Origin of the sequence: Microcystis sp. M_OC_Ca_00000000_C217Col (genome assembly GCF_007095585.1) — a bacterium.
GTDB lineage: Bacteria > Cyanobacteriota > Cyanobacteriia > Cyanobacteriales > Microcystaceae > Microcystis > Microcystis panniformis.
Map to the genome: position 1 here is coordinate 1 of NZ_SFBV01000013.1, position 2,689 is coordinate 2,689.

General features: G+C 44.1%; 2 protein-coding genes. One reads left to right on the forward strand and one right to left on the reverse strand.

Annotated features, from left to right (window positions below; genetic code table 11):
* Positions 1-289: 289 nt before the first annotated feature.
* Positions 290-1,084, reverse strand: coding sequence for a tryptophan synthase subunit alpha (trpA, locus tag EWV66_RS00690; RefSeq protein WP_287107127.1), 795 nt, complete (start codon positions 1,082-1,084; stop codon positions 290-292).
* 376 nt (positions 1,085-1,460) lie between these two features.
* Here trpA and EWV66_RS00695 point away from each other — a divergent pair, with 376 nt between their 5' ends.
* The gene (locus EWV66_RS00695; RefSeq protein WP_052277957.1) at positions 1,461-2,378 is read left to right on the forward strand and encodes a glycosyltransferase family 2 protein; all 918 of its coding nucleotides are present in this window, start codon (positions 1,461-1,463) and stop codon (positions 2,376-2,378) included.
* Positions 2,379-2,689 lie beyond the last annotated feature (311 nt).

A 2,689-nucleotide genomic window follows, 5' to 3' on the forward strand; every position in this document is an offset into this window, starting at 1 on the left:
ACGATTGGGACAGATAGCTATTAGCAAGATTCAGTTAATTCGTCGTTCTAACGGTTTAATTGTTTCTCACTAACTTGTATAAAGCCGCCCTCCGCTATCGCTAAAGGGCGGGGTTTCAGGCCCATTTTTTCGATGAACGAGAACCCGAACCCTATCCCCGCCATCCTACCCCGATCAGCGTGGGAAAGCCAGATCGCCTATCTCCGGGCCGTATTCCGGGCGAAAAAAGCACTAGATGAAATTGAACGAATTCAGAACGAGAAGACATAAACGCTTAACTCCTCATCCCTCATCGAATCGCCTGTTTTAAACTGCGACATAATTCTTCGAGGGATTTTAAGCCATCGCTGGGGGAATTATCGGCCAGACGTTTAACCATGGCACTGCCGACAATTACTGCATCAGCACCCCAGTTTTTCACCTGTAGCGCCTGTGTCGGGTCAGAAATGCCAAATCCTACCCCCACGGGTTTATCGGTGACAGAACGGATAGAATCGAGCAATTCCTCCACTCTGGTGGCCACTTGATTCCGCATTCCCGTCACTCCCGTGACACTAACCAGATAAATAAAACCTTGAGATTGCAGGGCGATCGCTTGTATTCGTTCCGGGGGACTGGTAGGCGCTACCAATAAAATCACTTCAATTCCCTTAGCGGCAGCCGGTTGCAGCAGACTTTCCGCTTCCTCTAGGGGTAAATCGGGAACCACCAAACCACTCACCCCGGCTGCTTTAATTTGGTCTAAAAAGACATCTATCCCGCGATGATAGATGGGATTATAGTAAGTAAACAGAATAATCGGAGCTTTCACCTCTCCCTGGGCATTTTTGACGATTTCTAGCACATCTTCCAACTTGACACCCCGATTTAAAGCGCGGGTGGCCGCCGCTTGAATAACCGGGCCATCCGCGAGAGGATCGGAATAGGGAACCCCCAACTCGATCAGATCAGCCCCTGCTCGGTCTAAAATGCGTAAAGCTTGGGCAGTAGTAGATAAATCGGGATCACCGGCAGTGATAAAGGGAATCAAGGCACAATTCCCCTGGGAACGGAGAGAACGAAAACACTCGGAAACAGCAGTCATCGAAAATTACTGGAGACATAAAGCACCGTCTATTATCTCATGGCGGGGAATAGCTCATTGCCGGTCGCTACAAGCTCAGGTAAAGAATTTTTGGCTCTTCGGTTTGTGTTATGCAATGGACGGGAGTTATAAGGGATGGAACCCTTATATAGAAAGGCATTTAGCGATTTTTGTTAATTGTTTTTTTCTAGAGCGAACTAATCAATTAGTAATACTTAAGGAATATTGACAAAATGGCGATCGAGGATAGAATGAGCGCAGTCTGATAGTTTTGAGAAAATCTCTTCTATGAACTGGTTTTCATTCCGCTTTTTCCGGTACACAATAGGACTACTACCCGATCGAGTTTCGTATAATCAAACACCATACTATATCTATGTTTTCCATTTACATTCTCACCCATAACGAAGAAATTGATATTGCCGCCTGTGTGGAATCGGCACTTCTATCCGATGATGTGATTGTGGTTGACTCCTACAGTAGCGATCGCACAGTAGAGATCGCTTCTCGTTATCCAGTGCGCGTGATTCAGCATCAATTCGAGAGTCATGGTAAACAAAGAACTTGGATGTTAGAAAATATCGAGACTAAATACGACTGGGTTTATATTCTCGAAGCAGATGAAAGGATGACACCCCAACTCTACGCAGAATGTCTGCGCGCCACTCAACAGAAAGAATTTACTGGTTTTTATGTGGCCGAAAGAGTTATGTTTATGGGAACTTGGATCCGTCGCAGCACCCAGTATCCCCGTTATCAAATGCGTCTATTTAGAAAAGATCAAGTCTGGTTTAGCGATTATGGTCACACGGAAAGGGAAGAATGTCGAGGAAAAACCTCTTTTTTAGAAGAAACCTATCCCCACTATACCTGTAGTAAAGGTTTAAGTCGTTGGATTGAAAAACATAATCGTTACTCTACCGATGAAGCGGCAGAAACCCTACATCAGTTGGCTAACGGTGGTGTTAGTTGGAAAAAATTATTTTTTGGTGAAACCGAAGTAGATAGACGGAGAGCTTTAAAAGATTTATCTCTACGATTGCCTTTTCGTCCCTTGCTTCGTTGGTTTTATATGTATTTTATCTTGGCGGGAATTCTCGATGGTAAAGCTGGTTTTGCTTGGTGTACTTTGCAAGCTTTTTATGAGTATTTGATCCTCTTAAAAGTGGCAGAAATGAAACAGGGTTTACCCACTCCCCCCGAAGTGAGAAATCCTTTTCATCCCCCGCAAAATGGTGACAATAGTAATTCCCATAGGCCCGATTTCGTCTCCCTAAAAGGAAAAGCCGATTAACATTCAACCATTATTAATCAGTCCGCAATCACCTAACAACAACCTAGAGATAAAAAGCAATCCTGATCCATTTTTTATTAGCTGTGACATCAATTTCACGGCTGTTGTCTCATCTCAAGCTGTACTGTCTTTAAGCTGCCTATTGGGATTTTAGCACAAATGCTCAAACTCCCCACTTCCCCACTTCCCCACTTCATAATTCCCTCTCCCTGATTAATAACGGATGCGAGGATCAATGTAAGCATTGATTAGATCGATAAAAATACTGGCAAAAACCACTATTGTCGCAAAAAAAGCCATTAATCCCTGCA